The organism is Blastococcus tunisiensis (assembly GCF_900112815.1).
Lineage (GTDB): Bacteria > Actinomycetota > Actinomycetes > Mycobacteriales > Geodermatophilaceae > Blastococcus_B > Blastococcus_B tunisiensis.
On the sequence record NZ_FOND01000010.1, the window covers coordinates 144,172 to 164,858 of the forward strand.

The 20,687-nt window shown below is 74.9% G+C and carries 24 protein-coding genes; 15 read left to right on the forward strand and 9 right to left on the reverse strand.

Translation table 11 applies throughout. The features are described from left to right. Positions 1–51: 51 nt before the first annotated feature. Positions 52–945 carry a hypothetical protein gene (locus BM142_RS14170; RefSeq protein ID WP_092199898.1) on the forward strand — a complete coding sequence of 298 codons (894 nt, stop codon included), beginning with the start codon at positions 52–54 and terminating at the stop codon, positions 943–945. Positions 946–951: 6 nt separating this feature from the next. Next, a complete protein-coding gene (locus BM142_RS14175; protein WP_092199901.1) occupies positions 952–1,371 on the forward strand; it encodes a GntR family transcriptional regulator in 420 nt (139 codons plus the stop codon). Here the strand turns inward: BM142_RS14175 and BM142_RS14180 are convergent. Both BM142_RS14180 and BM142_RS14185 read right to left on the reverse strand, forming a co-directional pair. Beyond that, positions 1,356–2,195: an aldo/keto reductase gene (locus BM142_RS14180; RefSeq protein ID WP_092199904.1), complete on the reverse strand. Its 840-nt coding sequence runs from the start codon at positions 2,193–2,195 to the stop codon at positions 1,356–1,358. The genes BM142_RS14175 and BM142_RS14180 overlap by 16 nt on opposite strands. An 85-nt stretch (positions 2,196–2,280) precedes the next feature. Further along, positions 2,281–3,531, reverse strand: a complete 1,251-nt coding sequence (locus BM142_RS14185) for an MFS transporter (protein WP_092200063.1) — start codon at positions 3,529–3,531, stop codon at positions 2,281–2,283. Between the two features lie 134 nt (positions 3,532–3,665). On the opposite strand from BM142_RS14185, the gene moaA reads away from it, so the two are divergent. The 5 genes from moaA (at position 3,666) to BM142_RS14210 (ending at position 6,751) form a co-directional block, all read left to right on the forward strand. Beyond that, positions 3,666–4,718, forward strand: a complete 1,053-nt coding sequence (moaA, locus tag BM142_RS14190; protein WP_092199907.1) for a GTP 3',8-cyclase MoaA — start codon at positions 3,666–3,668, stop codon at positions 4,716–4,718. Position 4,719: 1 nt separating this feature from the next. After that, the gene (locus BM142_RS14195) at positions 4,720–4,989 is read left to right on the forward strand and encodes a MoaD/ThiS family protein (RefSeq protein WP_254790941.1); all 270 of its coding nucleotides are present in this window, start codon (positions 4,720–4,722) and stop codon (positions 4,987–4,989) included. A 109-nt stretch (positions 4,990–5,098) separates the two neighbouring features. Further along, complete coding sequence (locus tag BM142_RS14200) at positions 5,099–5,296, forward strand: hypothetical protein (protein ID WP_092199910.1); 198 nt, start codon at positions 5,099–5,101, stop codon at positions 5,294–5,296. A gap of 61 nt (positions 5,297–5,357) precedes the next feature. Then, positions 5,358–5,855 (forward strand): GAF domain-containing protein, encoded by a 498-nt coding sequence (locus BM142_RS14205; protein ID WP_092199913.1) that lies wholly within the window; start codon positions 5,358–5,360, stop codon positions 5,853–5,855. 50 nt (positions 5,856–5,905) lie between these two features. Beyond that, entirely contained in the window at positions 5,906–6,751 is an 846-nt protein-coding gene (locus tag BM142_RS14210) for an SMP-30/gluconolactonase/LRE family protein (protein WP_092199916.1), read from the forward strand. A gap of 4 nt (positions 6,752–6,755) precedes the next feature. Here BM142_RS14210 and BM142_RS14215 read toward each other — a convergent pair whose 3' ends face one another. From BM142_RS14215 to BM142_RS14240, 6 genes are all read right to left on the reverse strand, one after another. After that, entirely contained in the window at positions 6,756–7,166 is a 411-nt protein-coding gene (locus tag BM142_RS14215) for a molybdenum cofactor biosynthesis protein MoaE (protein ID WP_092199921.1), read from the reverse strand. Then, positions 7,163–7,750 (reverse strand): nucleotidyltransferase family protein, encoded by a 588-nt coding sequence (locus BM142_RS14220; RefSeq protein WP_092199924.1) that lies wholly within the window; start codon positions 7,748–7,750, stop codon positions 7,163–7,165. Before BM142_RS14220 ends, BM142_RS14215 begins: the two co-directional genes overlap by 4 nt. A 138-nt stretch (positions 7,751–7,888) precedes the next feature. Beyond that, on the reverse strand, positions 7,889–8,941 hold the full coding sequence (locus BM142_RS14225; protein ID WP_092199927.1) for an ABC transporter ATP-binding protein: 1,053 nt from the start codon (positions 8,939–8,941) through the stop codon (positions 7,889–7,891). Then, on the reverse strand, positions 8,938–9,741 hold the full coding sequence (locus tag BM142_RS14230) for an ABC transporter permease (RefSeq protein WP_254790943.1): 804 nt from the start codon (positions 9,739–9,741) through the stop codon (positions 8,938–8,940). Before BM142_RS14230 ends, BM142_RS14225 begins: the two co-directional genes overlap by 4 nt. Then, positions 9,738–10,598: a molybdate ABC transporter substrate-binding protein gene (modA, locus tag BM142_RS14235; RefSeq protein ID WP_092199930.1), complete on the reverse strand. Its 861-nt coding sequence runs from the start codon at positions 10,596–10,598 to the stop codon at positions 9,738–9,740. The genes BM142_RS14230 and modA overlap by 4 nt, the downstream gene beginning before the upstream one ends. Beyond that, entirely contained in the window at positions 10,595–10,987 is a 393-nt protein-coding gene (locus tag BM142_RS14240; RefSeq protein ID WP_092199933.1) for a TOBE domain-containing protein, read from the reverse strand. Before BM142_RS14240 ends, modA begins: the two co-directional genes overlap by 4 nt. Positions 10,988–11,144: 157 nt before the next feature. Here BM142_RS14240 and BM142_RS14245 point away from each other — a divergent pair, with 157 nt between their 5' ends. From BM142_RS14245 to BM142_RS14270, 6 genes are all read left to right on the forward strand, one after another. Next, positions 11,145–12,356: a DUF2786 domain-containing protein gene (locus tag BM142_RS14245; protein WP_139228887.1), complete on the forward strand. Its 1,212-nt coding sequence runs from the start codon at positions 11,145–11,147 to the stop codon at positions 12,354–12,356. Between the two features lie 108 nt (positions 12,357–12,464). Continuing rightward, on the forward strand, positions 12,465–14,198 hold the full coding sequence (locus BM142_RS25520; protein ID WP_305764367.1) for a RecQ family ATP-dependent DNA helicase: 1,734 nt from the start codon (positions 12,465–12,467) through the stop codon (positions 14,196–14,198). Between the two features lie 110 nt (positions 14,199–14,308). Further along, positions 14,309–15,952 carry a carbamoyltransferase family protein gene (locus BM142_RS14255; protein ID WP_092199939.1) on the forward strand — a complete coding sequence of 548 codons (1,644 nt, stop codon included), beginning with the start codon at positions 14,309–14,311 and terminating at the stop codon, positions 15,950–15,952. Between the two features lie 140 nt (positions 15,953–16,092). Next, positions 16,093–16,524 (forward strand): DUF4383 domain-containing protein, encoded by a 432-nt coding sequence (locus tag BM142_RS14260; protein WP_092199942.1) that lies wholly within the window; start codon positions 16,093–16,095, stop codon positions 16,522–16,524. Positions 16,525–16,686: 162 nt separating this feature from the next. After that, the gene (locus tag BM142_RS14265) at positions 16,687–17,007 is read left to right on the forward strand and encodes a DUF3040 domain-containing protein (RefSeq protein WP_092199945.1); all 321 of its coding nucleotides are present in this window, start codon (positions 16,687–16,689) and stop codon (positions 17,005–17,007) included. A gap of 63 nt (positions 17,008–17,070) precedes the next feature. Continuing rightward, positions 17,071–18,282 (forward strand): acyl-CoA dehydrogenase family protein, encoded by a 1,212-nt coding sequence (locus BM142_RS14270; RefSeq protein WP_092199948.1) that lies wholly within the window; start codon positions 17,071–17,073, stop codon positions 18,280–18,282. 81 nt (positions 18,283–18,363) lie between these two features. Here the strand turns inward: BM142_RS14270 and BM142_RS14275 are convergent, their stop codons facing one another. Continuing rightward, a complete protein-coding gene (locus tag BM142_RS14275) occupies positions 18,364–18,564 on the reverse strand; it encodes a hypothetical protein (protein ID WP_092199951.1) in 201 nt (66 codons plus the stop codon). A gap of 163 nt (positions 18,565–18,727) precedes the next feature. On the opposite strand from BM142_RS14275, the gene BM142_RS14280 reads away from it, so the two are divergent. Beyond that, positions 18,728–19,273 carry a SigE family RNA polymerase sigma factor gene (locus BM142_RS14280; protein ID WP_092199954.1) on the forward strand — a complete coding sequence of 182 codons (546 nt, stop codon included), beginning with the start codon at positions 18,728–18,730 and terminating at the stop codon, positions 19,271–19,273. 1 nt (position 19,274) lies between these two features. Continuing rightward, positions 19,275–20,687: a hypothetical protein gene (locus BM142_RS14285; RefSeq protein WP_092199957.1), complete on the forward strand. Its 1,413-nt coding sequence runs from the start codon at positions 19,275–19,277 to the stop codon at positions 20,685–20,687.

Consider the following 20,687-nt stretch of genomic DNA (forward strand, 5'->3'; position numbering starts at 1 on the left):
ACCACCTGTCATTGTCTCAATCACTTGAGTCAATGAGGCAGTGGAGGCATCGTGGCACTCATCCCGCTGGGCGTGCTGGTGGTCGCCGTCCTCGCGGTCGCGGCAGGCACGGCGCTGGCCCGCCGGTCACCACCGAGCCGCGAGACCTCGGTCGCGGCCGCCCGGGCGCACGCCGTCCACGCGTCCGTGGCCGCGATCCTCCTGGCGGCGACGGCGGCCGGCTACGTCGGCACCGCGGGCCTGGGCAACCACTCGCCCGGGGGTCTCGGCATCACGGCACTGCTGGTGCCGGTCACCTTCGGCGTGGTCCACACCCTCGTCCTGGCGGTCGGCGAGCTCACCTGGCCCCGGCCGCAGGGCGGGGTCCGGCGCGCCCGGCTGGTCCGTCGCGGGCTGCTGGACGCCGCGCCGGCCTGGCTCGTGCGGGCCGGCCAGGTGGCGGGCGCCCTCGCCGGGCTCGTGCTCGTCGGTGGCGCGCTGCTGGCCGACGCCGACGGTCGCAGCATCACCCGCGCGGTCTCCGACGGCGCCGGGGCGGCCAGCGCCACCGCCAGCCCGTTCCCCGGCCTCTTCTACGGGACCCCCGCCGCGGTCGGCCTGCTCGTCCTCGCCGCCCTCACGGCTGCCGCGCTGTGGATCGTGGCGAACCGGCCGGCCGTGGCGACGACGGACGACGGCATCGAGACCGCACTCCGCCGGGCGTCGGCCCACCGGGTCCTGCGGGTGGCCGTGGCGGTTCCGCTGGTGGTCAGCGGCGGGCTGCTGTTCGTCGGGGGCGGCGCGCTGCACTCGGTGGCCACGAGCAGCCTCGGCTCCGGCCTCCTCGGCGGTATCGGCGTGGCCGGCTCCCTGCTCGGCGGGGCGGCGATGGTGTGCGGTGTGGCCGTCGCGTCCACCCGTGCGCCCGGTGTCCCGGCGGACGCGCCGCTGGTCCGGGCCGGCTGACCGACGGTGGCGCTCGACATCGCCGTCGACGTGCACTCGGCCACGCCGCCGTACGAGCAGATCCGGAGCCAGATCGCCGCCTACGTGCACAGCGGCCTGCTCGCCGACGGCGCGCGGCTGCCCACGATGCGGGCGCTGGCGGCCGACCTCGGCGTGGCCACCGGCACCGTGGCCCGCGCCTACGGCGAGCTGGAGGCCGCCGGCCTGGTGGCCAGCCGCCGCCGGACCGGCACCGTCGTCAGCCGGTCCGAGCCGCGGCCCGCCGAGGAGGAGATCCGGCGGGCCGCGACGCGGCTCGCCGTCCAGGCCCGGGACGCGGGCCTGGACGGCGAGGACGTGCTGGCGATCGTGCGGGCGGCGCTGCTCCGGGCCGCGGCAGGCCAGACGACGCCGGAAGCGCGGGCCCGCGATCAGCCCGGGATGTAGTTGAACGAGTCGGGATCGGGTCCGGTGCGCTCGCCCCGGTCCAGGCCGGTGATCGCGGCCATGTCCTCGGTGCCCAGCTCGAAGTCGAAGAGCGCGAAGTTCTGCTCGATCCGCTCACGGGTCACCGACTTCGGGAAGACCACGTCGCCGCGCTGGACGTGCCAGCGCAGCACGACCTGGGCCGGCGTCCGCCCCAGCCGCTCGGCGATCGCGGTGATCGCCGGGTCACCGAGCACCTTGCCCTGGGCGATGGGCGACCACGCCTCGGTGACGATCTCGTGGTCGGCGTCGAACGCCCGCACGTCGTCCTGCGCGAGGTAGGGGTGCACCTCGATCTGGTTCACCGCCGGCCGGGTCCCGGACTCGGCGAACAGCCGCCGCAGGTGGTGCGGGTTGAAGTTCGAGACGCCGATGGCGCGGCAGCGGCCGCTGGCGTAGATCTCCTCCATCGCCTTCCACGTCTCCACGTAGTCGACGTCGATGCCCGGCAGCGGCCAGTGGATGAGGAACAGGTCGAGCTGCTCGAAGCCCAGCGCCTCGAGCGTGCCGTCGAAGGCGCGCAGCGCGTCGTCCCGGCGGTGGAAGCCGTTGTTCAGCTTGCTGGTCACGAAGATCTCGCTCCGGTCGATGCCGGACTTCGCGACCGCCTCGCCGACGCCCTTCTCGTTGCCGTACATCTGCGCGGTGTCGATGTGCCGGTAACCGACCTCGAGGGCGGTGCCGACGACGTCGGCGGTGTCCTCGGGCGGGACCTGGTAGACGCCGAACCCGAGCTGCGGGATCTCGACGCCGTTGTTCAGGGCGATCGTGGGGACGTGGGTCATGGACTGTCCTTTCGGGTCGGGGTGGGGTCGCCGCCGAGCGATCGGTGCCGGCGATCGGTCGTGCGCGATCGACCCTGCCCGCGACCTACCCCGTCGCGTCGTCCTGAACCAGCGGACGGTGATCGGGGGCCGCATCGGCCGGTGACCGCAGGAACACCGCGCCGGCCAGCGCGAGGAGCGCCGCCAGCCCGGCCGCCCCTGCCGGGACGGCGAAGGCACGTTCGGCACCCCACGCGTCCACGGCCGCACCGGCGACCGCCGAGCCCACGGTGACCCCGAGCGTCAGCCCGGTGATCGTCCAGGCCAGGGACTCGGTCAGCACGCCGGGGGCGACCCGCGACTCGACCAGCGACGTCCCCGACACCAGCACCGGCGCGATGGTCAGGCCGGCGAGGAACCCGCAGCCGATCAGCACCGGAAGCGACCCCACGCCCCACAGCAGCTGGGCGGCCAGCCCGAAGGCGACCGCCGTCCCGACGAACCGGGCGGCGAGCGTGCCCGGCAGCCGGGCGAGCCCGTAGGCGAGCCCGGCCACCAGGCTCCCGGCGGCGAAGACGGCGAGCACCGCGCCCGCCAGGGCCGGCTTCCCCTGCTCCTCGGCGAAGCCGATGACGACGACGTCGATGCCGCCGAAGACCGTGCCCACGCCCAGGTAGGTGACGACGACGACGAGCAGCGTGGGCGTGAGCGCGGCGAGCCGACGCGTCGGCGCGGCCGCGTCGACCGGGTGCAGCGGCGGCTCCGTGGCGGGTTGCGCGGCCAGCCAGAGCCCGCCCACCACGCCGAAGAAGACGCCGGTGAGGAAGCCGACGGGGGGCGCGATCAGCGTGGCCAGCAGGGTCACCAGCGGGGGCCCGAGGACGAACACGACCTCGTCGGCGACCGCCTCGAAGGCGTAGGCCGTCTGCCGCCCGGCCGGGTCCAGCACGGCCGACCACCGCGCCCGGACCATCGAGCCGACGTTCGGGCCGCTGGCGCCGGCCAGCGCGGCCAGCAGGAACCAGCTCCAGCGGGGGCCACCGGCCACGACCGACGCGACGAAGGCGATGCCGGAGAGCGCGAACGCGGTCATGGCCACCCGCAGCACCCGGCCCTGGCCGCGGCGGTCCATCGCCCGCGCCCACTGCGGGCCGGCCAGGCCGTAGCAGAGCGCGAGGGTGCCGGAGACGGCGCCGGCGAGGCCGTAGCTGCCGGTCTCGCCCTCCACCAGCAGGACGGCGCCGAGCCCCAGCATGGGAGCCGGCAGCCGCCCCACCCAGCCGGCGAAGGAGAACGCGGCGGCGCCGGGGACGGCGAACAGGCGGGCGTAGGGACTGAAGACGGTGCGGGGCGACACGGTGTTCTCGCGCTCTCTGGCCACAGGCGAGTGCGGGGTGGTCCTCCGCCGGTCTCTCGGGTGGCGGCGCGAGCCTAGCGGCGGATGCCGACTTCCCCACCCCATTACTCGTCCGGCGCTACTACATTCGGCCCATGACCAGCAGCCCGCTGCCCGATCCCTGGGTGCGCCCTCCCGAGGCGGCCGCCCCCGGCACCGGCGGGCTGGTCGACCGGCACGGCCGGGTCGCCACCGACCTCCGGGTGTCCCTGACCGACCGCTGCAACCTGCGGTGCACGTACTGCATGCCGCCCGAGGGGCTGGACTGGCTGCCCAAGGTCGAGGTGCTGACCGACGAGGAGATCGTCCGGCTGGTGCGCATCGGCGTGGAGCAGCTCGGCATCGAGGAGGTCCGGTTCACCGGCGGCGAGCCGCTGCTGCGGCCCGGCCTCGTGGGCATCGTGGCCGGCGCCACCGCCCTGTCGCCGCGGCCCGAGGTCAGCCTCACGACCAACGCGATCGGCCTGGCCCGGGTGGCGCCGGCGCTGGCCGCGGCCGGGCTGGACCGGATCAACGTCAGCCTCGACACCGTCGACCGCGACCGGTTCAAGCAGCTCACCCACCGCGACCGCTTCGACGACGTGATCGCCGGCATGGCCGCCGCCCACGCCGCGGGCCTCACGCCGGTCAAGGTCAACGCCGTGCTGCTGCGCGGGATGAACGAGGAGGACGCCGTCCCGCTGCTGGACTTCTGCCTCGAGCACGGCTACCAGCTGCGCTTCATCGAGCAGATGCCGCTGGACGCCCACCACGCCTGGACCCGCGGCGAGATGGTCACCGCCGAGGACATCCTCGAGCGGCTGACGGCGGCGCACACCCTCACCCCGGACACCGAGGACCGCGGGTCGGCCCCGGCCGAGCGCTGGCTGGTCGACGGCGGCCCGGCGACGGTCGGCGTGATCGCCTCGGTGACGCGGTCCTTCTGCGGCTCCTGCGACCGCACCCGGCTGACCGCGGACGGCCAGATCCGCAACTGCCTGTTCGCCCGCGAGGAGTCCGACCTGCGGACCCCGATGCGCGAGGGCGCGACCGACCAGGAGCTGGCCGACCGCTGGCGGGTCGCCACCCTCGGGAAGCTGCCGGGGCACGGGATCGACGACCCCAGCTTCCTGCAGCCCGCCCGCCCGATGTCGGCGATCGGCGGCTGAGGTGTCCACCCACCCCACCACCCCGGCGACGACGGTGACGGTCCGGTACTTCGCCGGAGCGCGGGCGGCCTCCGGCGTCGACACCGAGACACGGGAGGCGGCCCGCCTCGACGAGCTGGTCGACCAGCTCGTCGACGCCCACGGCGAGCGGCTGGAGCGGGTCCTGACGGCCTGCTCCTTCCTGGTGGACGGAACCACCACGCGCGACCGGTCGTTGGCTCTGTCACCCGGAGCGGTGGTCGACGTGCTGCCGCCCTTCGCCGGAGGCTGACAGGTCCGGGAGCATCGCAGCGAGGAACGAGTGAGGAGCGGACCGGACCGCGGAAGCCGACCAGAGCTCCGGCGGGTGACCGCCCGCCTGCCTGCGGAAGGATGAGGCCATGAGCATCTTCGACAAGGTCAGGGCCAAGGCAGAGGAACTGCTGGGGCGGGCCGAGCAGGTCTACGGGGAGTCGCACGGCGATGCCGCGGCCACCACCGCCGGCGAGTCGCACGTCATCGAGGCCGAGGCCGAGGAGGAGGAGCTCGAGCGCGAGGACCGGCGCCGGGACGACGACGGTCTCGCGGGAGCCCGCTGAGCTCCCGCGCCGGGGGTCGGCCCGGGGTTGGCCCGCCGCGGCCCGGGGAATAACGACCGGCATGGTTCCGGTCGGATTCGCCGACGTCGCCCCGTGGCCGGACTGGTGTGCGGCCGCCGAGGGAGCGCTCGCCTTCCTGGCCGAGCACGTGGGCTGGGACATCTGGATGGTGACCCAGGTGGTCGACGACCGCCAGGTCGTGCTGCTCGCGCACCCCTACGAAGCGGTCCGTCCGGGCATCGAGCTGCCGTGGGAGAAGAGCTTCTGCCGCCAGATGATCGAGGGCAACGCCCCGCGGCTGGCCACGGTCACCGCCGCCGTCCCGGCGTACGCTTCCCGGTCGACCGGGGCGCTGAGCACCGTCTCCGCGTACGTGGGCGTCCCCCTGGTCCGCGCGGACGGCACGCTGTTCGGCACCCTGTGCGGCGTGGCCTCCCGCGCCAAGCCCCGCAGCGCCGCCCGCGAGATGTCCGTCGTGGAGGCCGCGGCCCGGATGCTCAGCACGCTGATGGCCGCCGGGTGGGACCCGCCGCCGCTGCCCGACGACCCGAACGGCTGAGCCCCGCGTCGCGCCTGGCGCACGCCGTCCCGGTGCGGTCTGATCGACGGGTGCGAGCCGAGCAGCTGACCGACGCGGTCGCGGTCCACGGTGAGGGCCCGGTCTGGTGGCCGGACGGCAGCGGGCTGCGCTGGGTGGACATGCTCGCCGGTGACGTCCTCTCCCTCGGCGGGGACGGGGCGGTGCACCGCAGGCACGTCGGGGACGTCGCGGCGGTCCTCCGACCCCGCCGAGGGGGTGGTGCGGTGCTCGCGGTGGAGCGGGGCTTCGCCCTCGAGGACGCGGACGGAACGGTCCGGCCCCTCGACCCGGTGTGGCGCGACCCCGGCGTCCGGATGAACGACGGGGCGTGCGACCCCGACGGCCGGTTCTGGGCCGGGTCGATGGCCTACGACCAGGCGCCGGGCGCCGCCGCCATGTACCGGCTGGACCCCGACGGCAGCGTGCGGCAGGTCTTCGGCGACCTCACCGTCTCCAACGGGCTGGACTGGAGCCCGGACGGCACGCTGGCCTACTACGCCGACACCTCGACGCACCGCGTCGACGTCTTCGACTACGACCGGGACGGCGGGCTGACCGGACGGCGCCCGTTCGTGACCCTCGACGACGACGCCAACCCCGACGGGCTGACGGTGGACAGCGAGGGCGGGGTCTGGGTGGCCCTCTACGGCGCGGGTTCGGTGCACCGGTACGACGCGACGGGCCGGCTGGACGCCGTGGTGGAGGTGCCCACGGCGCAGGTGACCGCCTGCACGCTGGGCGGGCCGGAGCTCGACCAGCTGTTCATCACCACGTCCCGCGAGGGCATGGACGACGGCGAGGACCCGCTGGCCGGTGCGCTGTTCGGCGTCGGGGTCGGCGTGCGGGGGCAGCCGGTCCGGGCGTTCGGCGGCTGATCCCCTACGGGCAGGCCACCCACTCCTCCTCGCCGTCGGTGAAGACCTGCCGCTTCCAGATCGGCAGCCGCTTCTTCACCTCGTCGACGAGCTCGGCGCAGGCGGCGAACGCCTGACCGCGGTGGGCGGCGCTGACGGCGCAGGCCAGCGCGATGTCGCCGATGCCGAGCAGCCCGATCCGGTGCGAGACGGCGACGGCCTGCACGTCGGGCCGGGCCGCGAACTCCTCGGCCAGCTCGGTGATCACGTCGGCCGCCGTCGGGTGGCCCACGTACTCCAGCTCGGTCACCGAGCGGCCACCGTCGTGGTCGCGGACGACGCCGGCGAAGGAGACGACCGCGCCGGCCGCCTTGTCGGCGACGGCGTCCTCGTGCTCGGCGACGGACAGCGGGGCGTCGACGACCTGGGCGATCACGGCGCCGAAGGTACTCCGGACGGCGGGACGTCGAGGTCGGTCGGGTCGGCCAGGCCGGTGCAGTCGACCTCGGTGACCTCGTGCGCGGCCAGGTAGCGGCGGGCGCCCTCGTCGCCGGTCGCCGTCTCGACCACCCCGGCCCAGTGGTCGCGGCCGATCAGCACCGGGTGCGCGCGGACCCCGTCGTAGGTGGCGACGGCGAGGGCGTCGGGAGCCGCGTGCCCGGCCAGGCGGGCGAGCGCGTCGGTCGTGATGCCGGGCATGTCGACCAGCAGGAGCAGGGCGGCGTCGACCCTCCCCGGCCAGCCGCGCAGCCCGTCGAGGCCGGTGCGCAGCGAGGACGCCATGCCGGTCTCCCAGTCCTTGTTCGCCAGCACCGTGGCGCCGTCGAGATCGGCCTGGCGCCAGACGTCGACCGCCCGGGCGCCGAGCACCACCAGCACCGGGTCGCAGACCGTGCCGGCCGTCCGCACCGCGCGCTCGACCAGCAGGCTGCCCTCGTACTCGACCAGGGCCTTGGGCATCCCGTACCGCCGGCCTCCCCCGGCGGCGAGGACGACGGCGGCGAGGACCGGTGCACTCATCCCCCCACCCTCTCAGGGCCCCCGCGATGATCAGGTTCCCTGGTCGTAGGGCGTCCTCCCTCACGTCCTGCGGGAAGGGAGGACGCTCCATGATCAGGGAGGCTGATCATGGCGGGGCAGGCCGGCCGGAGCGGGGCGTCAGCGGGCGTAGACGGCGACCTCGGAGGCCTTCACGGTCGCCCACACCTCGGCACCCGGCACCAGGCCCAGCTCGGTGAAGGCGGTCCCGGTGACGTCGGCGACCAGCGGCACCTCGCCGTCGAGCTCGCACCGGACCGTCGCCCCGTGCGGGGTGGCGCCCACCAGCCGGGCCGGCCACACGTTGCGCGGGCTGCCCTCCGGACGGGCCAGGTACAGCGCCACCGACTCCGGCCGGACGGCGGCGAACACCGGCCCCGTCGCCTCCTCCGCCACGGCGACCGCTCCCCCGGCGTCCAGCCGCACCGTCGTCCCCTCCGCCGTGCCCGCGAGCAGCGAGAGACCGACCAGCCGGGCCACGTAGTCCGTCCGCGGCCGCCGGCTCACCTCGTCGGGCGGGCCGGTCTGGACGACGCGCCCCTCCTCGACGACGACGACGCGGTCGGCCAGTGCCATCGCGTCGACCGGGTCGTGGGTGACCAGCACCGTGCTGCCGCCGAAGCCCGCCAGGTGCCGCCGGAGCTCGGCCCGCACGACCAGCCGGGTGCGGGCGTCCAGGGCCGACAGCGGCTCGTCCAGGAGCAGCACCGCGGGGTCGCCCACCAGCGCCCGGGCCAGCGCCACCCGCTGCGCCTGCCCCCCGGACAGCTGCCCCGGCCGCCGGTCGCCGAGGCCGGCCAGGCCCACCCGCTCCAGCCACGTCGTCGCCGCCGCCCGGCGCTCGGCCTTCCCGACGCCGCGGGCGCGCAGCCCGAACGCCACGTTCTCCGCCACGCTCAGGTGCGGGAACAGCAGGGCGTCCTGGAAGACGACGCCCAGCGGCCGCCGGTGCGCGGGCAGGTGCGTCCCGGTGCGGACGTCGTCCCAGACGGAACCGTCGACGGCGACGCGCCCGTCGTCGGGCGCCAGCAGCCCGGCCAGCACCCGCAGGAGCGTGGACTTGCCGGCCCCGTTGGGCCCCAGGACGGCGAGCACCTCGCCGTCGGCGACCTCGACCGGCACGTCGAGCGCGAGGGAGCCGCGGCGGACGCCGACGCGTGCGGAGAGGCTCACCCGGCGGCCCGGCCCAGCCAGCGGTCGCGCAGCAGCAGCAGGGTGCCGAGCGAGACGGCCAGCAGCACCAGGGAGAGCACGATCGCCGCCTCCGGCTCCCGCTGCAGCGCCAGGTAGACGGCGAGCGGCATCGTCTGCGTCGTCCCCGGGAAGTTGCCGGCGAAGGTGATCGTGGCGCCGAACTCGCCCAGCGCCCTCGCCCAGCACAGCACCGCGCCGGCGGCCACCCCCGGCGCCACCAGGGGCAGGGTCACGCGCCGGAACGTCGTCCACCGGTCGGCGCCGAGGGTGGCCGCGACGTCCTCGAAGCGCGCGTCCGCGGCCCGCAGCGCCCCCTCGACGCTGACCACCAGGAACGGCATGGCCACGAACGTCTGGGAGAGGACGACGGCGGTGGTGGTGAACGGGATGGTGATGCCGAAGGCGTCGTCGAGCCAGCTGCCGACGATCCCCTGCCGGCCGAACACGAGGAACAGCGCGACGCCGCCGACGACCGGGGGGAGCACGAGCGGGACCGTGACCAGCGCCCGGAGCACGCTGCGGCCGCGGATGCGGGACCGTGCCAGCACCCAGGCCAGCGGCACGCCCAGCACCAGCGACAGCAGCGTCGCGACGGTGGCCGAGACCAGCGACAGCCGCAGCGCCTCACCGACCCCAGGAGCCGAGAGCTGCTCCCCCAGGGACGACCACGGCGCGCGCACGAGCAGCCCCACCAGCGGCAGGACGAGGAACGCGACGCCCACCGTCGCGGGCACGAGCAGGGGAACCGGGATCCGCGGGTCCCTGGCGGTCCGTCTCACGGCGGTGGCTGGAATCCTGCGGCCGCCAGCGCCTGCTGCCCGGCCTCGGAGAGGACCAGGTCGACGAACGCCCGCGCGGCCGCCGGGTTCGGCGCGTCCTCGAGGACACCGATCGGGTAGGAGTTGACCGCCCGCGAGCTCTCCTCGAAGGCGTAGGCGAGGATCTCGTCCCCGGCGGCGTGCACGTCGGAGACGTAGACCAGTCCGGCGTCCACCTCCCCGAGCTGCACCTTCGTCAGCACGGAGCGGACGTCGTCGTCGTAGGTGTCCGGCGCGTCGCGCAGACCGGCGGCGGCGAGCACCTCGGCCGCGGCGGCGCCGCACGGCACCTCGGGGGCGCAGACCGCCACGGTCATCTCCGCCGTGATCAGGTCGGCCAGGGACGGGATGCCCGCGCGTCCTTCCGGCGGCATGATGCCCTCCGGATTGTCGAGGGGAACGGCCAGCATCAGCGGATTGCGGGCGAAGACGTCGCTGTCGGTGACCAGGCCGTCGTCCTCGAGCCGGGCCATCTGGGCCTCGTCGGCGGACGCGAAGACGTCGGCGGGGGCGCCCTGGGCCAGCTGGGCGGCCAGCGCGGAGCTGCCGGCGTAGTTGATGCGAACCTCCAGCTGCGGGTTCGCGACCTCCAGCCGGGTCTCCAGCTCGGTGAAGACGTCGGTCAGCGACGCCGCGGCGAAGACCGTCAGGGTGCCGGTCAGCCCGGGGTCGCCCGCCCACTCGCCCGGCTCCTCCTCGGCGACGCCCGGCGGTGCATCCCTCCCCTCGCCGGTGCAGCCGACCAGGCCGGCGAGGGCGACCAGGCCGGCGAGGGTGAGCAGGCGGACCGCCCGCGGTCCGCCGGGCCGGGGGCTCACGGGACGTCCACGCTGACCTGGGTGGCCTTGACGGTGGCGACGGCGCGGACGCCGACCTCCAGGCCCAGGTCGTCGGCCGCCTCGCGGGACATGAGCGAGACCAGCCGGAACGGTCCCGCCTGGATCTCGACCTGGGCCATCACGGTGTCGCGGACGACGCGGGTCACGATGCCGGCGAGCCGGTTGCGGGCCGACGAGGGCGTCGTACCTGGCTCGGGGGCGTCGCGGAGCTGGGTGGCGACCCGGGCCAGGTCGGCCCCGTCGACGAGCGCGGGCCCGCCGGCGTCACGGTGGGCGGGGAGCCGGTCGCCGTCGATCCACCGGCGGACGGTGTCGTCGCTCACGCCGAGCAGGGCGGCGGCTTCGGCGATGCGGTAGCTGGGTGGCACGCTGCGCCACGCTAGTGCCGCGGATGCGGACGATCAACGGGCGCGCTTCTCCGCATCCGCGGAGATCGACCGTCCAGCACGGCCGCCCTGTGGACGGCGACGCGTCGTCCACAGGAGCCTCGGCCCGCCGTCGGACGGAGCGGGCACGATGCCGGACGTGATCGACGACGCCTGGCTCTCCGACCTCCTGCGGCACCGCGGCGGCATGCTCACCGATGGCGGCGTGGTGGCCGAGCTGGCGGAGACGCTGGCCGGGCACCACGTCCCCCCGGAGGCCGGCGGCCTCACGACCCGGACGTTGCTCGACGCCCTGGACGAGGCCTGGGAGCGCGGCTGGCAGCCTTCCGACGTCGTGCACACCACCAGGAAGGACGCGGCGGCGGGCTCGGTGCCCCTGCTGGTGGGCCTCATCGCCGAGCACGGCCGGCGGACGGACGCGGTGCACCGGGCGCCGGACGAATGGGTGGTCCAGCTGCGTGACCTCGGCGCCCTGCGCGAGGGGGACGGCGCGGTGGTGGCCGGCTGGCTCCGGAGCGGGCGCCGGTCCCCCGCCGAGGCGTGGCGGATCGTGCTGCACCTGATCGGGTTGCTGCGCACCGCCGCGCGGATCGACGTGCTGGTGCCACCGCCGTCCCGATGGGGTGCCGCCCGCCCCCGGCCGTCCGGCGGCGCGGTCGCCGCCGAGGACGACCGCGCCCTGCGTCGCATCCGCGGGCTGCTGGCCAAGGCGGAGTCGACGGAGTTCGCCGACGAGGCGGAGGCGCTGACCGCGAAGGCGCAGGAGCTGATGACCCGGCACGCGGTCGACGCGGCGCTCCTCTCCCCCGGCCGCCCGGGGGGCGCGGACGTGCGGACCCGGCGCGTGCACGTGGCCGACCCGTACGTGCGCGCCAAGATGCAGCTCCTGGCGGCGGTCGCCGAGGCCAACGACGTCCGCCTGGTCTGGTACCAGGGCGTGGGCATCGCCAACCTCGTCGGCGTCCGGGCCGACCTCGACGCGGTCGAGCTGCTGTTCACCTCGCTGCTGCTGCAGGTGGCCCAGGCCCTCTCCGTGGCGGAACGGCCAGGTGGAGGCTCCGCCGTGCGGACGTTCCGGCGGGCGTTCCTGCTCGGTTACGCCCAGCGGATCGGTGAGCGGCTGCAGTCCGCCCGACGGCAGGCGACCGCGGAGGCGGCAGCCGAACGCGGCGTCGACCTCCTGCCCGTGCTCCGCACCCGGCAGGAGGCGGTCGAGACGGCGGTGGCGGAACTCTTCCCCCGGGTGCGTCCGAGCCGCAGCCGGGCATCGGTCGACGCCGGCGGCTGGTACGCCGGGCGCTCGGCGGCCGAGCGCGCCGACGTCGCCCCGCGGCGCTCGACACTCGACTGAGCCGTGGAGAACCGTTCCCGCGGGGTCGTCGGGAGGCCCGGCCGCGGGGTGAGGGAGGCCGCACTCGCGTCCGGTTTGTCGATCACGGGCGCCGGGGAGACGCTCCCGGTGCCTGCTCCCTCCCTGAAGGGCGACGACGTCGGCAACCCCGCCGGCGCCTCGACGTCCGTCCGCACCCGCCGCATCCGCGAGTTCGCCCGGGACGTCCTCGGCTTCCCGACCTTCCGCCCCGGGCAGGAGGAGGCCATGCAGGCCGTCGTCGCCGGGCGGGACACGCTGGCCGTCCTCCCCTCGGGCGCCGGCAAGACCGCCGTCTACCAGGTGGCCGGCCACCTCCTCGCCGGTCCGGTGGTCGTCGTCTCCCCCCTCATCGCCCTGCAGCGCGACCAGGTCGACCGGCTCGACGAGCTGGGCGAGGACGCCGGCAACGACGTGGGTACCGCCGCACAGCTCAACTCGAGCCTGTCGGCCGGTGACCAGCGGGAGGTGCTCGAGGAGGTGGGTGACGGATCGGTCCGCTACCTCTTCCTGGCTCCGGAGCAATTGGCCAAGCCCGAGGTCGTGGACGCGATCGCCGAGGCCGGACCGGCGCTGTTCGTCGTCGACGAGGCCCACTGCGTCTCCGCCTGGGGCCACGACTTCCGGCCCGAGTACCTGCGGCTCGGCGGGGTGATCGAGCAGCTCGGCCACCCGACGGTCCTGGCCCTGACCGCGACGGCGGCCCCGCCCGTCCGGGCCGAGATCGTCGAGCGGCTGGGGATGCGCGACCCCGAGGTGATCGTCGCCGGGTTCGACCGACCGGAGATCCGGCTCGAGGTGGCCCCGTTCGCCGACGAGCACGGCAAGGACCAGGCGGTCGTCGACCGGGTGCTGGGCGAGATCGGGGACGGGCGCGGCCCCGGCATCGTCTACAGCGCCACCCGCAAGGGCACCGAGCAGGTGGCGGCCGCGCTCGTCGACCACGGCCTCCGCTCCCGGGCCTACCACGCGGGACTGAGCCGAGCCGGGCGCGAGGACACCCAGCGCGCCTGGATGGACGACGAGCTCGACGTCGTCGTCGCCACCACGGCGTTCGGCATGGGCATCGACAAGCCGGGCACGCGGTTCGTCATCCACGCCGAACCCGCCGACTCCCTCGACAGCTACTACCAGGAGATCGGCCGCGCCGGACGCGACGGACGGCCCGCCCTGGCCCTGCTGGTGTACCGCCAGGAGGACCTGGGCCTGCGGCGGTTCTTCGCCGCCGGGACCCCGGCCGAGGAGGAGCTGCAGCAGGTGGCCGGCCTGGTCCAGGCCGCTGCCGCGGCCGGCATCGCCGACGGGGTCGACGTCCGTGCCCTCCGCGAGGAGACCGGGCTCGGCGCCACCACGCTCGCCCGCGACCTCAATCTCCTGGCGCAGGTCGAGGCGGTCGTGCTGGACGAGGAGGGCGGCGCCCACCCCGCGCCGGCGGCCCCGTCGCCGGCGCAGGCCGCCGCGGCCGCCCGCGGGCTGGCCGAGCAGCACGAACGCATGGACCAGAGCCGGGTGGAGATGATGCGCGGCTACGCCGAGACCACCGACTGCCGACGCCAGTTCCTGCTCGGCTACTTCGGCGAGCAGCTGGACCGGCCGTGCGGGAACTGCGACACCTGCGAGGACGGGACCGCCTACGAGGACGCCGGCCCGGCCGACGACACCCCCTTCCCGGTGGGCACGCCGGTCGAGCACCGCGAGTGGGGCCCGGGCGCGGTGATGCGGGTCGAGGACGACCGGCTGGTGGTCCTGTTCGAGGAGGTCGGCTACAAGACGCTCGGCCTGGCCGCCGTCGTCGAGCACGACCTGCTGACCACCCGCGGCTGAGCCGCCCGCCGCTTCGAGCTGCGGTTACCGCCTCGGGGCTTGATCATCGGGACGAGAACGGGTCGACGCCTGGAACCGACGGGCCGGGACCCAGGAGAAGGGGAGCACGCGTGAAGGTGCTGGGCATCAATGCGATCTACCACGACCCGGCGGCGGCGCTCGTCGTCGACGGCCGGATCGTCGCCGCCGCGGAGGAGGAGCGCTTCAGCCGCCGCAAGCACGGCAAGCGGCCGCTGCCGTGGAGCGCATGGGAGCTGCCCGAGCTGTCGGCGGCCTGGTGCCTGGCCGAGGCCGGCATCTCCCCCGAGGACCTCGACGCGGTCGCCTACTCCTTCGACCCCGCGCTGATGGGCACGCCGGAGGAGTCCGGGCTGGACGACCCCGGCGACGTGATGCGCAAGATGTACGCGGAGAAGGCGCCGGAATTCCTCGCCCACGCCCTGCCCGGCCTCGACCCGGCGAAGGTCCGCTTCGTCAAGCACCACGTCGCGCACGCCGCCTCGGCCGGACTGGCCGCCCCGGCGCGGGACAACTCGGTCCTCGTCCTCGACGGCCGCGGCGAGGCGCACAGCCACCTCGCCGGACGCTACGTCGACGGCCGGCTGGAGATCCTGGCCGGCCAGGCGCTGCCGCACTCCCTCGGGCTGCTCTACGAGGACCTCACCGACCACCTGGGCTTCCTGCGCAGCAGCGACGAGTTCAAGGTCATGGCGATGGCCTCCTACGGCAAACCGCGGTTCGCCGGGGAGCTCGCCGAGCTGATCGTCGCCACCGAGGACGGCGGGTTCCGCACCCCGAAGATCGACTTCTCCGAGTTCGCGCCCCGGCTGGGCAAGGGCGACGACTGGACCGAGGACCACGCCGACCTCGCCGCCAGCGTCCAGCAGCGCACCGAGGAGGTGCTGCTCGACCTCGCCCGCTGGCTGCACGAGCGCACCGGCGACCGCACCCTCACCCTCGCCGGCGGCGTCGCCCTCAACTGCGTCGCCAACACCCGCATCTTCGCCGAGACGCCGTTCGAGGAGGTCTGGGTGCAGCCGGCGGCCGGCGACGCCGGCACGGCGCTGGGCAGCGCCCTGCACGTCGCCCGCGGGCTGGACGAGACGACCGAGCCGATGCCGGGCGCCGACCTCGGCCGCGGCTGGTCCGACGAGGAGATCGAGCGGTACCTGACGACGGCGGCGATCGAGTACGAACGGCCTCGCGACGTCGCCGACACCGTGGCGCAGGTGCTGGCGGACAACGGGATCGTCGCCTGGTTCCAGGGCCGCAGCGAGTACGGTCCCCGTGCGCTCGGGCACCGCTCGCTGCTCGCGCACCCCGGCCACGAGGCCAACCTCGAGCGGATGAACGACGTGAAGGGCCGGGAGCAGTTCCGCCCGGTGGCCCCGATGGTCCTGGCCGAGCGGGCGCCGGAGATCTTCAGCCGGGGTCCGATCCCGTCGCGCTACATGCTGTTCGTGCACGACGTCGCCCCCGAGTGGCGGCACCGGATCCCCACGGTCACCCACGTGGACGGGACGGCGCGGATCCAGACCGTCGACCGCACCGAGGAGCCGCTCGTCGCCCGCATGCTGGAGTGCTTCGAGCGGCGCACCGGGTTGCCGGTCGTCGTGAACACCAGCCTGAACACCGCCGGCCGGCCGATGGTCGACGACCCCCGGGACGCACTGGAGTGCTTCGGGTCCGCGCCGGTCGACCTGCTCGCCATCGGCCCGTTCGTCGTCCGGAGGAGGAAGCCGACGCTCGCCTGACCCCCGCCCGGCCACCGGATGACGGTTCGGCAACGCCGTCCCCCGTACGGAGGACGGCGGTGAATCGACCGCGCCCGGGTGGGTACCGGAACGACGCACCCCGTCGAGACACCGGCGGGGCTCGTGTTCGGGAGGACATCATGGCGACGAACGACAACGCGGCAGGTCGGGGCAAGTCCGTCCCGGAGATCCTGGGACTGGCCTTCGGGGCCATCTACCTGCTGATCGGCATCATCGGCTTCTTCATCACCGGCTTCGACGACTTCTTCGCCCACGACACCGGCGAGACGCTGCTCGGCTTCGAGATCAACGGCATGCACAACGTCGTGCACATCGTGATCGGCGCCGCCGGTCTGGCGCTGAGCAACACGCTGTCCGGTGCACGGACCTACGGCTGGCTGCTGGCCGTCGGGTACGGCGCCGCGTTCGTCTACGGCCTGTTCGCCGTCGGCGAGACGTGGGACTTCCTCAGCCTCAACTGGGCGGACAACTGGCTGCACCTGGGCACGGTCATCGTGGGTCTGGTGATCGCGCTGATGCCGGTGCGCAACGCCGTCGACAACCGGCGCTGAGCCGGCGCGGGCCCGCCCGCACCGGCCGGCCCCAGCGGAGCCGGGTCGCATCCCTCCGGGGAGCGGCCCGGCTCCGCCGTCTTCCGGGCACCGGCCGGAAGGAGCAGACTGGGCCCACCGGCGGGGGACCCGAGCCCCGTCCGAGACGCCAGGGACCGCGCGATGGACGACGCGACGGATCGGCCGCACGGCAGGCAGGGGGACGGTGATCCCGCCCTGCGGGCCCTGGCCGCCGAGCTGGCCCGGGACGATCCGGCGCTGGCCGCGCTGCTGGGCGGACCGGCCCCCGCCCCCCGGCGCGGCGTCGTCCGCACGGTCCTCGTCCTCCTCGTCGTCGCGCCCCTCGTGGTGCTCGCGCTCGTGCGGGCCCCGACGGTGACCACCGGCGTCCTCGGGTTCCTGCTCGTCCTCGCCGCCCCGCTCGGGGTCTGCTGGTTGTGCGCCGACGACGCGGACGACGCCGGGTCCCCCGGACCGACCTGACCCCGCACCGGCGGTCGGGGACCCCGGTGCGACGCCGGTCACGTCCGGCGTTACCTTGCGGACATGGACTTCGCTCTCTCCGCCAAGGCCGAGGACGTCTGCGCCCGTGCATGGGACTTCATGCGCGAGCACGTGTTCCCCGCGGAGGCCGTCTACGACGCCTGGCGGGCCGAGCGCGGCCACGACAACCACGAGCACCCGCCCGTGCTGGAGGAGCTCAAGGCCGAGGCGCGCAAGCGCGGCCTGTGGAACCTCTTCCACCACGAGCTCGGAGGGCTGTCCAACCTCGAGTACGCCTCCGTCGCCGAGATCACCGGCTGGTCGCCGACGATCGCCCCCGAGGCGATGAACGTCGGTGCGCCCGACACGGGCAACATGGAGACGCTCATGCTCTTCGGCACCGAGGAGCAGAAGCAGCGGTGGTTGCAGCCCCTGCTCGAGGGGGAGATCCGCTCCGGCTTCGCGATGACCGAACCCGACGTCGCATCGTCGGACGCCCGCAACATCCAGACGGTGATCGTCCGCGACGGCGACGAGTACGTGATCAACGGCCGCAAGTGGTGGACCTCGGGTGCCGCCGACGAGCGCTGCCAGATCTTCATCCTCATGGGCAAGACCGACCCCGACGGCCCGCCGCACCGCCAGCAGTCGATGATCCTGGTCCCCCGTGACACGCCGGGGGTGGAGATCGTCCGCCACCTGCCGGTGTTCGGCTACCAGGACCAGCACGGCCACTCGGAGATCGTCTTCAAGGACGTTCGCGTGCCGGTGACCAACATCCTGGCCGGCGAGGGCGACGGCTTCATGATCGCCCAGGCGCGGCTCGGCCCCGGCCGGATCCACCACTGCATGCGGGCCATCGGCATGGCCGAGCGGGCCCTGGCCCTGATGGTGGACCGCGCGAAGAGCCGGGTGGCGTTCGGGCAGGCGCTGGCGCAGCAGGGGACCGTGCGCGAGGCGATCGCGCTGTCCCGGATGGAGATCGACCAGGCCCGCCTCTACGTGCTGAAGACCGCCGACCTCATCGACAAGTACGGCGCCAAGGGGGCCCGCACCGAGATCTCGGCGATCAAGGTCGCCGCGCCGAAGGTGGCCCTCGACGTCATCGACCGCGCGATCCAGGTGCACGGTGGCATGGGCGTCAGCAACGACACGGTCCTCGCGCGCTTCTACGCCAGCGCCCGCACGCTGCGGATCGTCGACGGCCCCGACGCGGTGCACATCCGCGGCGTGGCCAAGGAGGAGCTGGCCCGGGAGCGGCCCTTCATCGGCTGATCGAGGGCCCGCCCGCGCACGGGCGCCGGCGGGGCCCGGGGGCCACCGGGGTGCCGGGCCCGGCTGCGCGGGAGGCCTCCGTCAGGGCGCGATCGTCCCGCCGAACCCCCCGCCGGCCAACTTCGCCATGAGCTGGGTGCGGTCGAGGCCGAGTGCGTCGAGCGCGTCCCCGTCCCGGTCGGTGTCCACCTCGTCGGGGAGCTCGCGCTCCGCCCGGTCCGCGGTGTCGTTGTCGCCCTCGGTGCGCAGCACGCGCACCAGTTCCTGCTTGTCCAGCTTCACGGGGTCTCCTCCGTACGTCTCGGGTCCCCGCGAGTGTGGTGCGCGTCACGCCCGGCCGCAAACGGCGTCGCACCGGAACCGGCCCGGATCACGATCGGGTCACGGGGGCGTTCGCCCTGGCACCGGCACGGCGTCATGGACAGTGACGACGGGGGGAGGCCCAGTGGGCGCGACGGACGGCCGGGACGACACCGCCTTCGAGGCGTTCGTCGCCGCACGGTCGGCGGACCTGCTCCGCACGGCCGTGCTGCTGACGCGCGACCGCGGGCACGCGGAGGACCTGCTGCAGACCGCGCTGGTGAAGGCCTACCGCCGGTGGAACCGGATCGAGGGCGACCCGTACCCCTACGTCCGCCGGGTGCTCGTGACCAGTGCGGCGAGCTGGTGGCGGCTGCGCAGCACGCAGGAGATCGTCTCGCTGCCCGCCTCCGACCCGGCGACGCCGGACGCCACCGCCGCCGTCGACGAGAGAGAGCGGATGGCCGAGGCCCTGGCCACTCTCCCGCCGCGGATGCGCGCCGTCCTCGTGCTCCGCTACACCGAGGACCTGAGCGAAGCCGGCACCGCCGAGCTGCTCGGGTGCTCGGTGCACACCGTCCGGAGCCAGACGGTCCGCGGTCTCGCGCGGCTGCGCGCCCTTCTGGGTGCTCCCGGACCGTCCACCGTCCTCGTCCCCCACCCGCTCCACCACACCGGCGAGGAGAGCTGACGTGACGATCTCCGATTCCGAGCTCGAGGCCGGCCTGCGGTCCCTGCGCACCCGCGCCGACGGGATCGCGCCACCACCGGCCGACCTGGCGCAGCGGACCCGCGAGCGCCACCGCACCCAGCGCCGCGCCCGGGCGTCCTGGGCTGCGGGCGGGTTCGCCGCGCTGCTCGTGCTCGTCGGGGTGCCCGTCGTGTCGGCCGTGGCACTCGGCGGGGGCACGACCGGGATCGCGGCCACGTCCACCGCGGCACCACCGGATCAGGTGAGCTCGCTCGCGGCACTCCCGACGCGCGGCTCGCTCGCCGGTGACGCGGACTGGCTCGACGCCGCGAGGGAGTTCTCCTGGGAGTACGCCGCGACGGAGTCCGACCCGCTGTCCGGCTCCTCGGCCCCGGTGTCCGGGCCCCCTCTGGACACCCGGGTGGTGGCCTTCGCCGGGGACGTACCGGGGGCACGGGTGGCCCTCGTCCTGGGCCTGACCGGCCGGCCGCTCGCGGCCTGGTTCGTCGGCCCGGTCGGCGCCGCACCGGACCAGATGGTCCTCGCCGCGCCGCCGGGCGAGACGACGTGGCGGCACCCCCTGGCCCTCATGGACGCACCGGACCCCGCGTCGGACAGCGCGACGCTCGTGGTCGTGGCCTGGCCCGGGGACGAGGTCGAGCTGCTGACCGGCCGCGCGGTGAGCGCCGACGGCGAGACCGCCGAGCGGCGCATCCCGGTCCCGACGACGGACGGCGCGGGTGCGATCAGCACTCCCGGGCCGCCCGGCTGGCACCCCGAGACGCAGCTGTGGGTCCAGCAGGCCGCCGGCTCCTACAACCCGCAGCTGACCGTCACCGATCGCGCGCTCGCCCGGGAGCGACCCCTACCGGACGTGGCCGACCCCCGCGGCCTGCGCGGTTCGGTCCGCGACCAGGACGTGCGTGCGGCGGTCGAGGCCCTGGCCGGGTACTACGGTGTGCCGGCCGCCGACCTGACGCCCACCCTGCTGGCCGGAGCCCCGGTCAGCGGCGGATCCCGCTCGACGGTCGTCCTCGTCGGCGTCACCTTCCCGTCGGGGGCCACGACGGCGGCACAGGTGATCGTCTGGGGCGACGACGACGCACCGTCCGGGTTGGCGTCGCAGGTCGCACTCACCGCGGTCGGACCGGCGGGAACCGACCTGCTCGACCGGGTCTTCGTCGTGCCGTCGTCCGTGCCCGGCGCGATCCTGCTGACCGTCAGCGGGCCGGCCGACGCCGTCCTGGCCGAGGCCTACAGCCCCGACGGCACACTGATCATGCGGTTGCCGCTCACCGAGGGAGCCGGTACGGCGGCGGCCGCCGCCAACCCGGGTGACGCCACGGTTCGCTTCTTCGACCGGGCCGGATCCCTCGTGGCGGAGTCAGCGCTCACCGAACCGGTGAACGGGTGA

Excerpts from the sequence above, each read along its gene's own strand:
- BM142_RS14180 (WP_092199904.1), bottom strand. The coding sequence starts at position 2,195 with ATGACCCACGTCCCCACGATCGCCCTGAACAACGGCGTCGAGATCCCG.
- moaA (WP_092199907.1), top strand. The coding sequence starts at position 3,666 with ATGACCAGCAGCCCGCTGCCCGATCCCTGGGTGCGCCCTCCCGAGGCG.
- BM142_RS14200 (WP_092199910.1), top strand. The coding sequence starts at position 5,099 with ATGAGCATCTTCGACAAGGTCAGGGCCAAGGCAGAGGAACTGCTGGGG.
- BM142_RS14205 (WP_092199913.1), top strand. The coding sequence starts at position 5,358 with ATGGTTCCGGTCGGATTCGCCGACGTCGCCCCGTGGCCGGACTGGTGT.
- BM142_RS14220 (WP_092199924.1), bottom strand. The coding sequence starts at position 7,750 with ATGAGTGCACCGGTCCTCGCCGCCGTCGTCCTCGCCGCCGGGGGAGGC.
- BM142_RS14260 (WP_092199942.1), top strand. The coding sequence starts at position 16,093 with ATGGCGACGAACGACAACGCGGCAGGTCGGGGCAAGTCCGTCCCGGAG.
- BM142_RS14265 (WP_092199945.1), top strand. The coding sequence starts at position 16,687 with ATGGACGACGCGACGGATCGGCCGCACGGCAGGCAGGGGGACGGTGAT.
- BM142_RS14270 (WP_092199948.1), top strand. The coding sequence starts at position 17,071 with ATGGACTTCGCTCTCTCCGCCAAGGCCGAGGACGTCTGCGCCCGTGCA.